The sequence below is a fragment of the Nonomuraea sp. NPDC048892 genome (genome assembly GCF_040649735.1).
Classification (GTDB): domain Bacteria; phylum Actinomycetota; class Actinomycetes; order Streptosporangiales; family Streptosporangiaceae; genus Nonomuraea; species Nonomuraea maheshkhaliensis.
Genome location: NZ_JBEZFZ010000008.1, coordinates 122,932 through 137,951, shown reverse-complemented (window position 1 = coordinate 137,951; position 15,020 = coordinate 122,932). Strand labels below are relative to the sequence as shown.

Annotated in this window: 16 protein-coding genes; 8 read left to right on the top strand and 8 right to left on the bottom strand. The window is 72.1% G+C overall.

Annotated features, from left to right (window positions below):
- Positions 1–24: 24 nt before the first annotated feature.
- Together AB0C28_RS27155 and AB0C28_RS27150 are read left to right on the top strand one after the other, a co-directional pair.
- Complete coding sequence (locus AB0C28_RS27155; protein WP_357850631.1) at positions 25–903, top strand: alpha/beta hydrolase; 879 nt, start codon at positions 25–27, stop codon at positions 901–903.
- 10 nt (positions 904–913) lie between these two features.
- Positions 914–1,969 carry an oxidoreductase gene (locus AB0C28_RS27150; protein ID WP_358078319.1) on the top strand — a complete coding sequence of 352 codons (1,056 nt, stop codon included), beginning with the start codon at positions 914–916 and terminating at the stop codon, positions 1,967–1,969.
- Between the two features lie 128 nt (positions 1,970–2,097).
- Here the strand turns inward: AB0C28_RS27150 and AB0C28_RS27145 are convergent, their stop codons facing one another.
- Positions 2,098–2,727 carry an alpha-ketoglutarate-dependent dioxygenase AlkB gene (locus AB0C28_RS27145; RefSeq protein ID WP_357850625.1) on the bottom strand — a complete coding sequence of 210 codons (630 nt, stop codon included), beginning with the start codon at positions 2,725–2,727 and terminating at the stop codon, positions 2,098–2,100.
- A gap of 182 nt (positions 2,728–2,909) precedes the next feature.
- Here AB0C28_RS27145 and AB0C28_RS27140 point away from each other — a divergent pair, with 182 nt between their 5' ends.
- Both AB0C28_RS27140 and AB0C28_RS27135 read left to right on the top strand, forming a co-directional pair.
- Positions 2,910–3,677: a VOC family protein gene (locus tag AB0C28_RS27140; RefSeq protein ID WP_358078316.1), complete on the top strand. Its 768-nt coding sequence runs from the start codon at positions 2,910–2,912 to the stop codon at positions 3,675–3,677.
- A gap of 270 nt (positions 3,678–3,947) precedes the next feature.
- Positions 3,948–5,294: an MFS transporter gene (locus AB0C28_RS27135; protein ID WP_358078313.1), complete on the top strand. Its 1,347-nt coding sequence runs from the start codon at positions 3,948–3,950 to the stop codon at positions 5,292–5,294.
- Between the two features lie 82 nt (positions 5,295–5,376).
- On the opposite strand, the gene AB0C28_RS27130 is transcribed toward AB0C28_RS27135, so the two are convergent.
- The 5 genes from AB0C28_RS27130 to AB0C28_RS27110 form a co-directional block, all read right to left on the bottom strand.
- Positions 5,377–5,925, bottom strand: coding sequence for a CGNR zinc finger domain-containing protein (locus AB0C28_RS27130; protein ID WP_357850616.1), 549 nt, complete (start codon positions 5,923–5,925; stop codon positions 5,377–5,379).
- A 165-nt stretch (positions 5,926–6,090) separates the two neighbouring features.
- Positions 6,091–7,059 carry a hypothetical protein gene (locus AB0C28_RS27125; protein WP_357850613.1) on the bottom strand — a complete coding sequence of 323 codons (969 nt, stop codon included), beginning with the start codon at positions 7,057–7,059 and terminating at the stop codon, positions 6,091–6,093.
- A 5-nt stretch (positions 7,060–7,064) separates the two neighbouring features.
- Positions 7,065–8,057, bottom strand: a complete 993-nt coding sequence (locus AB0C28_RS27120) for a hypothetical protein (protein ID WP_358078310.1) — start codon at positions 8,055–8,057, stop codon at positions 7,065–7,067.
- Between the two features lie 82 nt (positions 8,058–8,139).
- On the bottom strand, positions 8,140–8,499 hold the full coding sequence (locus AB0C28_RS27115; RefSeq protein ID WP_346113517.1) for a DUF2203 domain-containing protein: 360 nt from the start codon (positions 8,497–8,499) through the stop codon (positions 8,140–8,142).
- An 11-nt stretch (positions 8,500–8,510) separates the two neighbouring features.
- Complete coding sequence (locus AB0C28_RS27110; RefSeq protein ID WP_358078307.1) at positions 8,511–9,191, bottom strand: GntR family transcriptional regulator; 681 nt, start codon at positions 9,189–9,191, stop codon at positions 8,511–8,513.
- Positions 9,192–9,283: 92 nt separating this feature from the next.
- On the opposite strand from AB0C28_RS27110, the gene AB0C28_RS27105 reads away from it, so the two are divergent.
- Positions 9,284–10,612 carry an MFS transporter gene (locus tag AB0C28_RS27105; RefSeq protein WP_358078304.1) on the top strand — a complete coding sequence of 443 codons (1,329 nt, stop codon included), beginning with the start codon at positions 9,284–9,286 and terminating at the stop codon, positions 10,610–10,612.
- 83 nt (positions 10,613–10,695) lie between these two features.
- Positions 10,696–11,628, top strand: coding sequence for an SPFH domain-containing protein (locus AB0C28_RS27100; RefSeq protein WP_357850601.1), 933 nt, complete (start codon positions 10,696–10,698; stop codon positions 11,626–11,628).
- Here the strand turns inward: AB0C28_RS27100 and AB0C28_RS27095 are convergent.
- On the bottom strand, positions 11,625–12,914 hold the full coding sequence (locus AB0C28_RS27095; protein ID WP_357850598.1) for an MFS transporter: 1,290 nt from the start codon (positions 12,912–12,914) through the stop codon (positions 11,625–11,627). The genes AB0C28_RS27100 and AB0C28_RS27095 overlap by 4 nt on opposite strands.
- Positions 12,915–13,170: 256 nt before the next feature.
- Between AB0C28_RS27095 and AB0C28_RS27090 the strand changes: the two genes are divergently transcribed.
- Together AB0C28_RS27090 and AB0C28_RS27085 are read left to right on the top strand one after the other, a co-directional pair.
- Entirely contained in the window at positions 13,171–13,878 is a 708-nt protein-coding gene (locus AB0C28_RS27090; protein WP_357850595.1) for a hypothetical protein, read from the top strand.
- 43 nt (positions 13,879–13,921) lie between these two features.
- Positions 13,922–14,470 (top strand): GNAT family protein, encoded by a 549-nt coding sequence (locus tag AB0C28_RS27085; protein WP_357850592.1) that lies wholly within the window; start codon positions 13,922–13,924, stop codon positions 14,468–14,470.
- A 19-nt stretch (positions 14,471–14,489) separates the two neighbouring features.
- Here AB0C28_RS27085 and AB0C28_RS27080 read toward each other — a convergent pair whose 3' ends face one another.
- On the bottom strand, positions 14,490–15,008 hold the full coding sequence (locus AB0C28_RS27080) for an adenylyl-sulfate kinase (protein ID WP_358078301.1): 519 nt from the start codon (positions 15,006–15,008) through the stop codon (positions 14,490–14,492).
- Positions 15,009–15,020 lie beyond the last annotated feature (12 nt).

Below are 15,020 nucleotides of genomic sequence, written 5' to 3'. Positions count from 1 at the left end.
TGCCGGGGTTCGGGAGGAGGGCGCATGACGGGTGAGCTGCGCAACACGTACCTGACCAGCCCCGAAGGCCGCCTGCACGTGCACAGTGCCGGCGAGCCCGGCGCGCCGCCGGTGCTGCTGCTGAGCGGCGCAGGGGTCGACAACGCCCTGCTGAGCTGGCGTCACCTCATCCCCGTCCTGGCCGGCCACCACCACGTGCTCGCGCTCGACTGGCCGAAACAGGGCCAGAGCCGGCCCTGGAGCGGCCGGGTCACCCACGAGCGCATGCTGCGCTGCGTCACCGACGTGCTCGACCGCTTCGGACTGAGCTCGGCCGCCCTCGTCGGACTCTCCCAGGGCGGCGCGCTCGCCCTGGCCACCGCCATCGAGCATCCCGGCCGCGTCGATCGGCTGGTGGCGCTGGCCCCGGCCGGCATCCTGTCGTTCCCGCCCGTCGTGCACCAGGCCCTCTGGCTCACCGCCAGGCTGCCCCTGCTCAACACCGTGCTACCGACGGCCATGCTGGGCAGCAGGGAGCGGATCGCCGGGTTCGCCAGGAAGGCGCTGTTCGCGGGGCCCGTACCGGACTTCGAGGACATCGTGGACGAGATCGAGGAGGAGGTCCGTGAGGGCGGCGCGGGCTCGTCCGACTGGCAGAACGCCTCCATCGGCCCCCTGCGCATGCGCGTCGACCTACGCCCGCGGCTGCGCGAGATCGCCTGCCCCACGCTGATCATCCAGGGCGACAAGGACGTCGGCGTACCGCCCGCCCGCGCCCGCGATGCCGCCGCGCTCATCCCCGGCGGCCGGTTCGAGCTGCTCAAAGGCGTCGGCCACTGGTCGAACCGGCAGGCGCCCGCCCAGGTCAACGCGCTCATCGCCGGGTTCCTGCAGCCCATGGACGGCGCTGATCCTTTGGGCTAGTTTGCCCGACATGAAGCTTCGCATCGCGTTAGGCGCCCTGTCAGCGGCCCTCGTGCTCACCGCCCCGCTGCCCGCCCAGGCCGGCCCGCCCCGGCTCGGCTGGGAGCTCAAGCAGACGGGAACGACCGAGCGCCTGCGCGGCCTGTCGCCGGTCAGCGGGAACGTCGTGTGGGCCTCGGGCTCGGGCGGCGTCGTGCTCAGGACCGTGAACGGCGGGCGTACGTGGCGGAACGTCTCCCCGCCCGGCACGGAGGCGCTGCAGTTCCGCGACATCGAGGCGTTCGACGCCGACCGGGCCGTGGCGCTGTCGATCGGCGAGGGCACCGACTCGCGCGTCTACCGTACGGAGAACGGGGGACGCACGTGGGCGGAGACGTTCAGGAACGACGAGCCCCGGGCCTTCTACGACTGCCTGGCCTTCTTCGACCGGCGCCACGGGCTGGCGATGAGCGACCCGGTGGACGGCCGGTTCCGGATCCTGGCCACGGACGACGGCGGGCGCAGTTGGCAGGTGCTGCCGTCGGACGGGATGCCCGAGGCGCTGCCAGGGGAGGCCGGGTTCGCGGCGAGCGGGCAGTGCCTGGTCGCCTCGGGCGCCCATGACGTCTGGCTGGCCGCCGGCGGAGCGGAGCGGGCGCGGGTGTTCCACTCGGGCGACCGCGGGCGTACGTGGACGGTGACCGACACGCCCATCCCGGCCGCCGACCCGGCGCGCGGCGTCTTCGGCCTCGCCTTCCGCGACCGCCACCGGGGCATCGCGGTCGGCGGCGACTACCGCCCGGATCAGCAGTCGCCCAGCGCCGGGGCGGTCACCAGGGACGGCGGTCGCACCTGGCACCCGTCGTCGGCGCCGCCGCCCGCGTACCGGTCGGGCGTCGCCTGGCTGCCGCACCTGCCGTTCGCGGCCGTCGCAGTGGGGCCGTCGGGGAGCGACGTGACGTATTCGGGCGGGAGGAGCTGGGAGACGTTCGACAGCGGCTCGTTCGACACGGTGTCCTGCACCAGGGACCTGACCTGCTGGGCCTCCGGCGAACAGGGCCGCGTGGGACGACTCGTGCTCAAGTAGCCGCGCATCGCGCGGGACTTCGCGCCGAGGCGGCTCCCGCATCGCGTTCGATCCCGAAGTAGCCGCCCATCACGCGCAACCGCCCGTCCCGAGCCACCCCCTGCATCACGCGCGGAGACACCCCCCGGTCAGCGGACGCCCCGGGGGCGGAACTGGATGCTGATGCGGGGGCCCGCCGGGCGGGTGGTCTTCGGGACGGCGTGCTCCCAGGTGCGCTGGCAGCTCCCGCCCATCACGATGAGGTCGCCGTGCCCCAGATCGCGCCGGATCGAGGGGCCGCCGCCGCGCGGGCGCAGGTGCAGGGAGCGAGGGCTGCCGACCGAGATGATCGCGACCATGGTGTCCTCGGTGCTCCCCCGGCCGATCGTGTCGCCGTGCCAGGCCACGCTGTCACGGCCGTCGCGGTAGAAGCAGAGCCCGGCCGTACGGAACGGCTCGCCCAGCTCCGGCCCGTAGTAGGCGTCGAGCGCGCGTCTGGCCTCGGCGAGGACGGGGTCGGGCAGGGTCTCGCCCTCGTCGTAGAACTTCAGCAGCCGCGGCACCTCCACGACCTTGTCGTACATGCGGCGCCGCTCGGCCCGCCACGGCACCCGCTCCGCCAGCCGCTCGAACAGCGCGTCGGCCCCAGTCAGCCAGCCCTGTCTCAGGTCGATCCAGGCGCCGTGGGCGAGATGGGTCCTGTGCACGGCGCCGTCGAGCGGACCGAGCCCGAGCTCGGTGTCGAGATCGAGCAAAGAAGCTTGGAACGCGGCTGTCATGGTGTCGAGTGTATGCCATTGTTCAAACATCCATTCGACTTACCTATTCTGTCGCATGGCTCGCGGCGATCGACGGATCGTGTCACGCTGTGAGACGCCGGATACGAGTGGCGTCGCCCCCTCCGACCGCACCCAGAGGCGAAGACGGCCACCCGCCGCTTCGTCACGCGAAGGAGCAGGCCATGCTCACCACCGACTTCACCCCGGGCACCCCCAGCTGGCTCGACGTCGCCGCCCCCGACGTGGAGGCGGCCGACGCCTTCTACACCGGGCTGTTCGGCTGGCGGTCACTCTCGCTCGGGCCCGAGCACCGCGACTACCGCTTCTGCCAGGTCGACGGCAGGACGGTCGCCGGGATCAGCCGGAACACCCCCGACAGAGGCGCGCCCGCGTGGCTGACCTACTTCCACACGCCCGACGCCGACACCGTCGCCAAGGCCGTCGAGCAGGCGGGCGGCAGGGTGCTGGCGGCGCCGTTCGACATCCAAGGGCAGGGCCGGATGGCCGTCTTCGCCGATCCTGCCGGGGCGTCGTTCGCCGTCTGGCAGCCCGGCGCGACCCGGGGGCTCGGGCTGGTCACGAAGCCCGGCTCGCTCGGGTGGGTCGAACTGCACGTCCCCGACCCCGGCGGGATCAGGGGCTTCTACGAGTCGGTCTTCGGCTGGCGGATCGAGGACCTTCCGATGGGCGGGGTCACCTATCCCGTGATCTCACCCGCCCAGGGAGACGAGTCGTCGGCGATGGCCGGCATTGCCACCCTGGAGGCGGGCGACGCGCCGCGCTGGCTGCCGTACTTCGAGGTGCCCGACTGCGACGCCACGGTGGAGCGGGCGCAGGGACTGGGCGCCACCGTACGGACCGCGCCGGCGACGACGGAGGGGGCGGGACGGATCGCGTTCCTCACCGACCCGTTCGGGGCACGGTTCGCGGTCATCACCAGCTCGGCCTGAACGGACGGAGGTTCGTGAGGCCGGCCCGAGCGAACGGGAGGCACCGGACTGAGCGGGCGGAGAGTTGAGAGGTTCGCCCGTGTGGGCAGTGGATTGAGAGCGACCTGAGTGGGCGGGGGTATGGGGCCGGCCTGCGCGCACGCAGCCCGCGCAGGCCGGCCCTCCCCGGCGTGAGCGGTTTCCCCAGCTCAGGGAGTTTGACTGCGGGTACTCATTCCCTTGACCTCCCTCTCCTAACATCGGCACGCCCCCTCGTGTAACGTCTTGCCAGTGTTATTCCGTTACATGGCCGGGGCCGTCTCCGCGCGTACCGGTGATGAGATGTCCGGGCCCGCCCTGCTCGTGATGGGGCTGGCCGTCACCGGGTCGCCGGTGCCCGCGTCGTGGCTGCTGGCCGGGCTGACGGTGTCGGCCGCCGCCGGAGGTCCGCTGCTCGGGGTGCTGCTCGACCGGTCAGCGCGGCCGGGGCGGCTGCTGGCGTCGTGCCTGCTCGGGTACGCGGCCGGGCTGCTGCTGATCCTCGCCCTGCTAGGACGGGTGCCGGACGCGGTCGTGGTCGGGCTGGCGGTCGTGACCGGACTGCTGGGGCCCGCGCTCACCGGCGGATGGACAGCGCAACTGCCCCTGGTGGCCGGTCAGGGGCGGCTGGACCGGGCGACGGCCCTGGACTCGATGAGCTACAACGTCGCCGGGCTGGCCGGGCCGGCGCTGGTCGGGGCCGTGGCCGCCGCCGGCGGGGGTGGGGCGGCGGTGCTGGTGTCCGCCGCGCTGCTGATCGCGGCCCTGCCGGCCGCATACGGACTGCCCACGCGCAGCGGCCCCGCGGTTCAGGCGGGCACGGGCCAGGGCGAGCCCCAGGCACGGGCCGTCCGGGCGAAGGTGGGGGTGGTGCGGGCCGAGGTGCGGGCCGGGGTGGCGGCCATCGTGCGGAACGCGGCGTTGCGGCGGGCCACCGTCGGGTCGATGGTGTCGTGCTGCGGGCTGGCCATGCTGGTCGTGTCCGTGCCCGTGCTGGGTGAGCGGCTGACCGGGGAGAGCGGCCACGGCGCGCTCCTGCTGGCCGTCACGGCCGCCGCCGGTCTCGCCGCCAACGCGGTGCTCGCCGCCCTGACCCGTCCCAGAAACCCCGCCCGCGCCGGAGCGTCGCGGCCGTGGGACATGGCCGAGCAGGCTGGGGACATGGCCGAGCGGACAGAAGATGCGGCCGAGCGAGCGGGGGACGCGGCCCGTCGTTCGGGGAACGGTCCCGGGGGGCGGTTCTGGGATGTGGTGCAGGCGGCGGGGACGGCGGTGCTGGGGGTGGGGATGGTGGTGCTCGCCGTCTCCGGGACGTTCTGGGTGGCGGTCGTGGGGGCCGTGGTGGCGGGGCTGGGTGAGGGTCCGCAACTGACGGCACTCTTCGCCGTACGACACCGCGAGGCGCCCGCCCGGCTGCGCAGTCAGGTGTTCACCACGGCGGCCAGCGTCAAGATCACCTCGTTCGCCCTCGGTTCCGCACTGGCCGGGCCACTGGCGGCATACGACGTCGGTCTCGCCCTCCTGGTCGGCGCGGCACTACAGGCGACGGCCGCCGCAGTGCTGCTGCCACGCGGCCGCTCGTCCCCCGGCGTCGGGTAAGGCGCATCGGTGGCGGGTGCGACTCTGCGTCGGTGGCGGCCAGCCGGCTGGCTGGGCTCCGGAAACGGTGAGGCCCGCTCGATCAGGCAGTGCGGGCTCGGTGGGCGGCGACGCGTTCGCGGGTGGCGCAACGGGTGCTGCAGTAGCGGCGGGGGCTGCCGCCGCCCAGGTCGAGGAACGGACGGCCGCAGCTCGCCGAGGCGCACAACCCGCCGGGCACCCGCTGGTGATCGGCCAGCAGCACCGCCAGCGCCATCGCCGACGACGCCAGGAACCACTCACCCCATGGCGCGTCGTCGTCGCTGCTGTCGACGTGGACGTGCCAGGTCGTCGTGCCGCCGTGGTCGGTCAGCCTGGGCGGCTTGGCCGACTCCGCGAGCAGCCGGTTGAGCAGGGCCGACGCCTCGCCGGGGGTGGCCGCGCCGAGCACCTCGCGCAACCGGGCCGCCGCCGAGCGCATCGCGCGCACGTCGTCCTCCCCGAGGCCGAGGTCCCCCGTGCCGGGAGCGCCGAGCTCGCCGTACGCCCGCAGGACCCGCGACACCGACTCGATCGACGGCTGCTCGTGCAGCAGCACCACGCACAGGTCGACGGCCCGCGCGGCCATCGCCTTGGTCGAGTGAACCTCCACCAGCAAAGCGTATGTCCCCGTCACGGACCACCAGCCGCCACCGACCGCCCAACCGCCGCAAGCCGGTCAACCACCCAACCGCGGCAAGCCGGCCAACCGCCGTAAATTGCCGCACCGCCGCAGGCCGGTCAGTCGCCCGACCGACGCTCAACCCTCGCGGGCCGGTCAGCCGCCGCAGGCGGCGAAGACGAACGAGTCAGGGAGGATGGTGTAGCGGTCTCTGATCTTGACCGAGCCGTTCCCCGTGTCGATCCGCACGATCGTCATCCTGGTCTTCCCGCCCGGCTCGCTGATCAGGTGGGCGGTCAGCTCGTGGTCGCCGGTCCAGTCGAGCATGTGGACGTGCCCGGCCGGCAGCTTAACCCGCCTGCGCTCCCCCACCTGGTCACCGGCCATGTCGTACGTCACCGTCTGCGCCTTCGCCCCGCCCACCAGGATCGCCGCGGTGCGCCCGTCGGCGGCGAGCGCCGGTGGCAGGTTGGCCGCGATGACCTGCGGCGGTGTGACCCGGCTCAGCTCCTCGCCGGTCTCGGAATAGGCGGCCAGCTCGGTGACGGACTCGTCGGCCTGGATGGTGGCGATCAGTTCGCCGCCGTCGCCGCTGAAGCCGGCCACCGTCGCCTCGGGCGGAAGGACGCCGAGCTGTTCGCCCGTCGCCGTGTCGAAGATCCGCGTGCCGGCCGGCTTGTCGCCGCGCGGGGAGGCGGCCAGCCGGGCGCCGTCGTCGGAGAGCGCCAGCGTCACCTCGTACTGGGCCCGCTTCGGCAGCGCGTCCTTGGCGAGCAACAGCACCCCGCCGCCGAGCGTCCGCACGGCCAGGCGGCCCTTCCTGGTGAAGTACGCCACCCGCCGGCCGTTTCCACTGACCGCGATGGGGGCCGGCACGTAGCGGTTGGTGGAGCCGTCGGCCTCCAGCGCGAGCGCCTGCGCGTCGGGCAGGGTGCTCTTCGCGCCGCTGTGCATGACGAGCCGCCACGAGCCGCACGGCCTGGCGCCGCCGCCCTTGATCGGGCAGCTCTTGATGGAGGCGTAGCGGATGCTGTCATGGGCGTGCCCGGAAGCGTGGGCCTGGGCGGGCGCCGGCCAAACCAGGGCAATTGCCGTGGTCAGGGCTGCGAGGATCTTGGTGCGCATGCGGTTCACTCCCCCGCGAGGACGTAGGCGTGGTACCCGGACCTGATCGTGTACTTGTCGGCCTGCTCGGCCGCCCCGTTCGCCGGATCCACCGTGAGCACCCTGGCCTCCGTCGCTCCTGAGCTGTCGTCCGTCGTGATCGTGGTGGTGAGCCGGCCGCCGCTCCATCGCGCCAGGTACGGCGTCACGTCGGCCGGGAGAGGCAGGTCCGCGCCGGGCGACAGCTCGCCACTGGCGAGGTCGTACGTGCGCACCCGCGATGGTTTGTCCCGGCTGGTGGTGAAGAACCCTACAGTGGTGCCGCCGGCGTCGAGCGCGTAGGTGCCGCCGTTGACCACGATCGCGGGCCGGGTGCGCTTGAGGGAGCCGCCGCCGGGGCGCAGGGCGTACATGGCGACGGTGTTGTCGCTCATCGTCCGGGTGGCCAGCACCTGGTCGCCGTCGGCGCTGAAGCCATACGTCGCGTAGGCGGCGGGCAGCGTGGTGATGCCGCCGGTGGCGACCGTGACGATCTTGGAGCGCAGGCGCTCCGGATCGTCCTGGTAGTCGATCAGCACGCGGTGGCCCGAGGGCGACAGGGTGAGGGTCAGCTCGTCGCTGCCGACGCCCTGGGGCCGGGCGGAGGCGGGCAGCTCGGTGGCCGGGCCGCCGCCGCCTGCCCGCTGGACGACCAGGCGGTGGTCACGGGCCCGTTCGTAGGCCAGCACGCGGCCGTCCGCGCTGACGGCGAACGTGGCGGCCTGGCCGGTCCTGCGGCCCTTGCCGTCGACCCCGCGGGCGGCGGCGTCGCGGACGGCGACCTGGCGGCCGTCGCGCAGCAGCAGCCGCCACGTGCCGCAGGGCCAGGACGTCTCCCGTTTCTTGTCGTAGCAGGTCTTGATCCAGGCCGCGCGGACAGCCGTACGGGAGGAGTCCGCCTGGGCCGGGACGGAGCAGAGCCCCAGCGCGCCGATGACCGCCGGCACGAGGAGCGCCGCGGCCGCCGAGGAGAGCCTCATGGGTGTGGTCCTTTCGCTCACCCCGTTAGATACGGACGCGGCGTGTTCGGTTGATCACGGATCGGCCACACGTCGCGCGAGGCTACAGGGGGCGGCGGCCGGCGAAGCCCAGCTCGGTGCGGTGGTACCAGCCGAGCTCGCGCTCCCCCTCGATCCAGCACAGCCGCACGGAGACCCCGTCGAGCACCGAGGGGAAGTCGACCAGCACGGGCGCGATGCCCTTGACCTCGATGCCGCGCTCGTTCCACCCGCTCAGGATCTCCTCGATGCGGGCCTGCAGCCCTTTGAGCTCGGGCAGGCCGCCCAGCTCGGATCCGCCGCCGGTGCGGCGCGCGAAGTCGATCTCGGCCAGGTCGGCGCGGGCGGCGATCACCACGGCGGCCTCCTCCATCACGGCGGGGAGCAGCGCGCGGGCCTCGTCCAGGGTGAAGATCCGGTCCATGGGCGGCAACGCTATCGGTCGGGGTCGTAGGCGTGGATGAGTAGCCGTTCGGCGTGGTCGAGATAGTCGTCGAGATAGGCGGCGGCCTGCTCGGTCTCGCCCGACTCGATCAGGCCGAGCAGCGTGCGGTTGCGGTCGACGAACGGCTCGTGGAAGGCACGCGGGTTTTCCATCACGTGGAAGACGAGCCGCAGTTCGGCGAGGAGCTGGCGCATGGTCTCGTCGATCCGCGGGCTCGCGTTAAACGAGACCAGGGCCTGGTGGAAGCGGATGTTGGCGGTGCCGACGCCCTGCCAGTCGTCGCGCGCCGCGGCCTGCTCGGCGTCGAGCACGGCCTGCTTGAGCAGCGCCAGCGCAGGCTCGGCCGGAGCCCGCCGCACGGCCGCGCCCTCCAGCACGCGGCGCACCTGGTAGAGGTCGGCGACGTCCTCGGCGGACGGCAGCCGGACGAACACGCCCCTGTTGAGCCGGTGGTCGAGCAGCCCCTCGTGGCCGAGCAGCCGGAACGCCTCGCGCAGCGTGTTGCGCGACACCTCCAGCGCCTCCGAGATGGACTCCTCGGACAGCCGCTGACCCGGCTGGAAGTAGCCCTCGCTGATGCGGCCGCGCAGGACGTCGGCCACCCGCTCGGCCGTGCTGCTGCGCCCCAGCCGCGGCCGGTCCTGGGAGAGATCGGCAACCACGTTATCCACATTTAACAGGGAATCATGGAGCAAACCTCTTGTCGAATTGTTCAACGATCCTTACGTTGATAACTATCCCCCACGATTTCAAGGAGCGATCGATGTCAGGCTCCACGCAACAGACCCGGCGGGTGATTCTCGCCAGCCTGATCGGCACGTCGCTGGAGTGGTACGACTTCTTCCTCTACACCACTGCGGCCACCCTGGTCTTCCCCAAGCTGTTCTTCCCCTCCCTCGACCCGTTCAACGCGGTCCTGGTCTCCCTGACCACCAACGCCGTCGCCTTCGTGGCCAGGCCGCTCGGCGGCATCGTGTTCGGCCACTTCGGCGACCGGGTCGGCCGCAAGACGGTGCTGGTGGTGACGCTCCTGGTGATGGGCGTCTCGACGTTCCTCATCGGCGTGCTGCCCGGGTACGCCAGCGTGGGCGTGCTGGCCCCGGTCCTGCTGGCGCTGCTCCGCTTCGTGCAGGGCCTGGGCCTCGGCGGCGAGTGGGGCGGCGCGGTCATCATGTCGCTGGAGCACGGCGACGGCCGGCGGCGCGGCTTCAACGCGAGCTGGCCGCAGGTCGGCGTGCCCGCCGGTTACGTGCTGGCCACGGGCCTGCTGGCGCTGATGTCGTTCGTCATGTCCGACGCGGCGTTCCTGTCGTGGGGCTGGCGGGTGCCGTTCCTGCTGTCGGGCGCGCTGGTGTTCGTCGGCCTGTGGGTGCGGCTGAAGGTCACCGAGTCGCCGCTGTTCGAGGCGGTCGAGCAGCAGGGCGTCAAGGCGCGGATGCCGCTGGTGGAGGTGCTGCGCACGCACCCGCGCGCGCTGCTGTCGGCCTTCACCGCGCGGATCGGGGTGGACGTGGCCTTCTACACGTTCACGGCGTACATCATCGTCTACATCACCACCGTGCTGGAGCTGCCGCGCTCGTACGCGCTGAACGCGGTGCTCATCGGGTCGGCGCTGCAGCTGGCGCTGATCCCGCTGGCGGGCGCGCTGTCCGACCGGTACGGCCGCCGTCCCGTCTACTTCGCGGGCGTGCTCGGCGCGGCGGTGTGGGTGTTCGTCTTCTTCCCGCTGCTCGACACCAAGTCCTTCCCGCTGATCGCGCTGGCCGCGGTGGTGGCACTGGTCACGCACGCCGCGATGTACGGCCCGCAGGCCGCCTTCATCGCCGAGCTGTTCAGCACCCGCCTGCGCTACAGCGGCGCGTCCATGGGCTACCAGGTGGCCGGCATCGTGGGCGGCGCCCTCGCGCCGGTGATCGCGCTGCAGTTGTTCGCGTCGTACCAGTCCACGATCGCGGTCTCGATCTACGTGGTGATCGCCCTGGCCGTCACGACCGTGGGCCTGGCCATCGCTCCTGAGACCCGCGACCTCGACCTGGCGGAGAGCGCCGCCGAGGCCGCGCCCAAGGCCCCGCAGGTGGGCCCCTTCGCCTGAACCGTCGTTCTTCCGACCATCGCAGGAATGCCGCGAAAGCCGCGGGCGGCGGCTGCCGACGCCGCCCGCGCGGAAGGGTCTCGATGAGAATCGCACTGGCCGTACTGGCCGCTCTGGTCGCGATCCCCCTGCTCATCGGGGGCATCGGCGGGCTGGACAGCACCGGCGGCGGCGAGGTGGCCGTCGTCCGCGACGGCGGGATCTTCGACGACAACAAGGTGCGCCAGGTGATCGACGCCGGCTCCGGGCTCACCTGGACGGGAATGTGGTCCTCCGTCCACCTCTATCCGGCGCAGCAGCGCTTCTACACCATCACCGCCGACGCCAAGCGGGCGACCACGCTCGGCGTGGACGTGGTGACGGTGCCGAGCAGCGACGGCGTGAACCTGGGCATCGAGGGCACCCTCTACTTCACGCTCAACCTGGACCACGAGACGCTCAAGAAGTTCGACGACAAGTACGGCACCCGTACCTTCCGCGCCCAGGACGACCGCTCGCTCTACGCCTGGGACGGCGACGAGGGCTGGAGCGCCTTCTTCGGCCAGGCCGTCCGGCCGGTGATCGACAACGCGCTGCGCGGGCAGATCGGGTCGATGCGCTGCGCGGAGCTGGTGCCGTCCTGCTCACTGCTGGAGAGCAGCGCGCTCAAGCCGCGCGACAGCAACGCCAACATCGCCGAGGTGCAGAACGCGGTCAACGCCTCGCTGGCCCGCGACCTGCCCGTCACGCTGGGCGGGGAGTTCCTCACCGGGCTGCGCTTCACCCTGGTCAAGGTGACGCTGCCGGACGAGGTGCAGCAGGCGGTGGACCGCTCGCTGTCGGCCTCGGCGGCCGTCTCCGAGGCCCAGGCGCGGGTGGCCCAGGCCAAGGCCGAGGCGGAGGCCAACCGCGCCAGGCAGGACGGCTACGACAAGTGCCCCGCCTGCGCGGAGATCGAGAAGCTCAAGTCACTGCCGCAGGGCATCACGGTGTACGCGCCGGGCAACCCGCAGGCGGTGGTCGTACCGTCCCGTTAGACCTCGGCACCCTGCGGCCTGGCGGCCCGCCAGCGGCCCTTGAACGCGACCATCGAGACGAGAAAGACGATCTGGCCGGCCAGCGCCACGCTCAGCCAGAGCTGCCAGCCGCCGGCCTCCACCACTCTCGGGGAGACGATCAGCATGACCACGATCATCACCCGGACGACCATGCCCCACAGCCCCAGGGCCGAGCCCTGCAGCCGGGACTCGACGTCCTCGGCGTTCTCGGAGAAGTTGGCCATCCACGGGACGTACGCGACGCCCATGAACAGGAAGAGCAGCGCGTAGACGGCGGTGACGTGCGCGGTGGAGACGCCCGGCCCGATCAGGGAGATGAAGTACACCAGCGCGGCGGCGGTGAGCACGGTGCCGACGGCGGTGAACGGCTTGCGCAGCCGCAACCGGTCCGACGCCCGGCCGACGATCACCACCGCCAGGGCGTTGAGCACGATGCCGAGGGCGACGACCCGGTTGGCCGTGGCCGCGTCCATGCCGAAGGCGGTGGCCAGAATGGTCTGGCCGAAGATGGTGAACGTCCAGTAGAGCACCTGCCAGCCGGTGTTGCCGAGCACGTGGGCCCAGAGGTGGGGGTGCTTGAACAGCTCGCGCACCCGGCCGTGACCGGCCTCCCCCTCGACCGCGAGCTCCTGCTCGGCCTCCAGCACCTGCGCCCGCAGCGCCCCGGACGGCTCGGCGATCTTCCAGATGATCACGGCGCACATGCTCAGCGACACGACGCCCATGATGATCGCCTGCGACTGCCACGCGTTGCCGAACAGCGGCAGCGTGAACCCCGCGATGAACGAGGCCAGGAACGCCGCCCCGACCGGCCCCCACGTCCAGAACGCGAACGCCTGCGCCCGCCCCATGCGCGGCGAGAAGTCGCGCACCAGCGAGGCGGTGATCGTGATGCCCGCACCCTCGATGAACAGCATCAGGCAGCGCACCCAGAACAGCTCCGCCACGGTGTCCACGGTGGCCAGCAGGAAGTTGCAGGCGGCGGTGACGGTGAGGGTGGGCACGAGGATCGCCACCCGGCCCCACCGGTCGGACAGAATGCCGCCGAAGCCCGCCGACAGCCCGCCCACCAGCACCGACAGCGCGGCGAGCTGTCCGTAGACGGTCAGGGACATGCCGAGGTCGGCCATGAGGAGGGGCAGGATCGTGGCCAGGGTGGTCTCGAAGTTCGCCACCAGACTGGCCAGTACGGCGACGGCCAGCAGCAGAATGCGGCGGCGGCCGACCGGGTAGACACTCAGTTCGCGGACATAGAACGGCTTCATTCCCATCCTCCAGGGACGGTCCTGCGTGCTGTCGCTCTAGAACGCGTTTCTAGTGCGCCCAGGTTTTCCGTTTTGTACCGGTAAGTCAATGTGCTGCGAGATCACGATGTAATCTCGATCACACGCTCCGGGTTGTGACGCAATCGCCATCGATTCCTGGAACAGCCACCGTCGAATAGGCATAAACTGCGCGCCTGTGAGCCTGCCTGTACGAGAACGTTCCCCCCGGCCGGGCGGCGGCCGACACCGCCGTCCCGTGCCCACGTCCTTGCCCCCTGACGCCCCGATGCTCGTGCTCGCCACGCCCGGCGGCGTCACCGGTGTGGCCGAGGAGATAGCGGCAGTGGTCCGCGTCGACAATCCGCAGATCGAGGTGCGCCTCACGAGCGTCACCGACCTCGCGGACTCCCTGCCCTCCGGCCGCGAGGCCGTCGTCGTGCCCCTGCTCACCTGGGACGACCCCGTCGTGTTGGCCGAGATCGGCAAGGCCGTGGCCGCCGCCGGCTCGGGGGCGGTGGTGACCGAGGCGCTGGGGCCCCACCCGCTGCTGGCCGAGGTCCTGCACATCCGCCTGGCCGAGCGCGGCCTGGCCCGGGCCGACCGCGTCCGCCTGCTGAACGTCTCCAGCCCCGTCGACGGCGTCATCCTCGGCACCGTGGGCGGGACCAGGGCCGTGCAGGCCGTGCAGGCCACCGCGGTGCTCCTGGCCTCCAGGCTCACGCTGCCGGTCGTGGCCGCCTCGCTCGACAGCGACCCCGGCGTACCGGCGGCGGCCCAGCGGCTGCGCTCCGCGGGCGCGGAACGGCTCGCCATCGCGCCCTGCTTGATCGGCCACGAGGCCCCGGTGAGCGTCGTCGAACAGGCCGCGGCGGCGATCGAGGCCGGCCACTCGGACCCGCTCGGCGCCCACAGCGCGGTCGCCGAACTTGTCGCCCGAGCTTACGGAAGTCAACTCGCGACTTGACAAGGGCTTGTAGAGATCACGGGACTCGCGTTACCTTCTCCGCATGCGCCGCGTCGTCTGCAAGGGCGATCGACTCGGCCTCCGTGACATCACGGAGGCCGACGTGCCCGCCCTGCACGCCATCTACGGCGACCGCGTCGCCACCCAGCACATGCCGTTCGCGCCACGCAGCCTGCGCGAGGTCGAACGGCTGGTGGACGAGGCCATCGAGGCGTCGGCGGCCGAGCCGCGCCGCCTCTACGTGCTGGCCGTCGTCGACAGCGCGCGCTGCGACATCATCGGGGTCGCGCGGCTGCTGATCGAGGCCGAGCATCCGCACAGCGCCGAGATCGGGTTCGGGCTCCATCGTGACCAGTGGGGGCGCGGGATCGGGACCGACCTCGTACGGTTGTTGTTGTCGTTCGGGTTCAAGCAGCTCGGGCTGCACCGCATCTGGGGCGCCCGCTCCCCCGCCAACCTGCCGGCGCAGCTCGCGATGCTGACGGCGGGGATGGTCGAGGAGGGACGGATCCGGCACCATGTGCACACGCCGGCCGGGTGGCGGGATTCGATCGTGCACTCGGCGCTAGAGGACGAGTGGATCGAACGCTGACCCGCGCTTCTCGCCTGCCCTAGTTGGTCTGCCAGCCCTTGAGCACCAGGGCCGCGACCTCCTCGGGCGTGCCATGGGTCCCGTCCACGGCGTAGTCCTCCACCCCGGCCCCGTCGAGGATCGACTGCAATTCCCCTGACCTTTCGAGGTGACGGTCAAGCGCCTTGGGGTCGAGCGCGTGGCGGGCCCGCAGCCGGCGGCGTACCAATGGGAGATCCACGTGCACGCGGCAGACCGCGAGCGGGACGCCGAGCGCCTCCTCGTGGGCGAGCCGCTCCTCCCGGCTCTCGATGACGCCCGCGAGCACGAGCCGCTCGGCTCCGGCGGCCAGGAAGTTCGCGGCGACGGCGCGCAGGTTGCGCAGGGTCAGGGCGCCGTTGTACGGGTCGCGCGGGGGCGCCGGCCAGGCCCGGCGCAGCCAGTCGAGGTCGATGACCGCGTTGGGCACGCCCGCCTCGATGAGCAGGTCACCCGCGAAGTCGGCCACCGTGGTCTTGCCCGCGCCCACGGTGCCGGTGATCAGAAGAGCCGTCGCCATTCCCGCGATCCT

Bases quoted from the DNA above. Each gene is read 5' to 3' on its own strand.
- AB0C28_RS27120 (WP_358078310.1), bottom strand. From the start codon at position 8,057: ATGAGGCTCTCCTCGGCGGCCGCGGCGCTCCTCGTGCCGGCGGTCATC.
- AB0C28_RS27140 (WP_358078316.1), top strand. From the start codon at position 2,910: ATGCTCACCACCGACTTCACCCCGGGCACCCCCAGCTGGCTCGACGTC.
- AB0C28_RS27085 (WP_357850592.1), top strand. From the start codon at position 13,922: ATGCGCCGCGTCGTCTGCAAGGGCGATCGACTCGGCCTCCGTGACATC.
- AB0C28_RS27105 (WP_358078304.1), top strand. From the start codon at position 9,284: ATGTCAGGCTCCACGCAACAGACCCGGCGGGTGATTCTCGCCAGCCTG.
- AB0C28_RS27100 (WP_357850601.1), top strand. From the start codon at position 10,696: ATGAGAATCGCACTGGCCGTACTGGCCGCTCTGGTCGCGATCCCCCTG.
- AB0C28_RS27150 (WP_358078319.1), top strand. From the start codon at position 914: ATGAAGCTTCGCATCGCGTTAGGCGCCCTGTCAGCGGCCCTCGTGCTC.
- AB0C28_RS27080 (WP_358078301.1), bottom strand. From the start codon at position 15,008: ATGGCGACGGCTCTTCTGATCACCGGCACCGTGGGCGCGGGCAAGACC.
- AB0C28_RS27115 (WP_346113517.1), bottom strand. From the start codon at position 8,499: ATGGACCGGATCTTCACCCTGGACGAGGCCCGCGCGCTGCTCCCCGCC.
- AB0C28_RS27155 (WP_357850631.1), top strand. From the start codon at position 25: ATGACGGGTGAGCTGCGCAACACGTACCTGACCAGCCCCGAAGGCCGC.
- AB0C28_RS27095 (WP_357850598.1), bottom strand. From the start codon at position 12,914: ATGAAGCCGTTCTATGTCCGCGAACTGAGTGTCTACCCGGTCGGCCGC.
- AB0C28_RS27145 (WP_357850625.1), bottom strand. From the start codon at position 2,727: ATGACAGCCGCGTTCCAAGCTTCTTTGCTCGATCTCGACACCGAGCTC.
- AB0C28_RS27125 (WP_357850613.1), bottom strand. From the start codon at position 7,059: ATGCGCACCAAGATCCTCGCAGCCCTGACCACGGCAATTGCCCTGGTT.